General features: G+C 65.8%; 2 protein-coding genes. One reads left to right on the forward strand and one right to left on the reverse strand.

What is annotated here, in order from left to right:
• Positions 1-221: 221 nt before the first annotated feature.
• Positions 222-374, forward strand: coding sequence for a hypothetical protein (locus tag DEQ92_RS23555; protein ID WP_158547650.1), 153 nt, complete (start codon positions 222-224; stop codon positions 372-374).
• A 45-nt stretch (positions 375-419) separates the two neighbouring features.
• Here the strand turns inward: DEQ92_RS23555 and DEQ92_RS21100 are convergent.
• Positions 420-679, reverse strand: a 260-nt coding sequence (locus tag DEQ92_RS21100; RefSeq protein WP_147299537.1) for a universal stress protein, incomplete at its 5' end; no start/stop codon positions are given.

Raw genomic sequence — 679 nt, forward strand, 5'->3', positions numbered from 1 at the left:
TCTTCCGATCGCGAACGCGGTCCGGCAGTTCCCCGCGGCGAGGCAACGCCCCCGACGCCAGAGAACTCTCCTCTGAGTCGGCTGAAGCGGCATCTCCTCGAGTGGCCACGGCGCTATATCGAGATGCGCGTCGACGCCGTCGAGCGATAGTTTCGCGTTCGCGCTCGCGTACTCTGATCGAATAGAAGCAGTTAGGTGGCTTCTCCAGCCATATCCGTCCGATGGTAACTCCGCTGCATCTGGGACTCGAACACCCCAGCGTACTGTGGCTGCTCGGCGCCGGCCTGCTCGCCTTCGTCGCAGGACTCGTCGTCAATCTGTACCGATCGCGTCGCGCCGACACGTCCGCGAACGCTGTCGGCGAGCAGAAATAGCGTCCGACGGTATCAGCACCGCATCGACCGAGAGCTGTTTTTCGCTTACGCGTCCGGGCCGTCGTCCCGAACGGTCAGTACCGGCACCGACGCGTGGCGCATCACCCGCTCGGTGACGCTGCCGATCAGGTAGCGGTCGATCCCCGACCGGCTGTGGGTCCCCATCACGACGACGTCGGCGTCCGCTCGCTCGATCTGATCGAGGATCTGGTCCTGCGGGATCCCCATCACGACGTCGCGCTCGACGTCGACGCCGTCGGGGAGCCGTGCGACGGTCTCGTCGATGGCTGCCTCGGCGCGGTCGC

This window comes from Haloferax sp. Atlit-6N, from assembly GCF_003383195.1.
GTDB classification, from domain to species: Archaea; Halobacteriota; Halobacteria; order Halobacteriales; family Haloferacaceae; genus Haloferax; species Haloferax gibbonsii.

Coding starts and splice junctions, on each gene's coding strand:
- DEQ92_RS23555 (WP_158547650.1), top strand. CDS start 222: ATGGTAACTCCGCTGCATCTGGGACTCGAACACCCCAGCGTACTGTGG.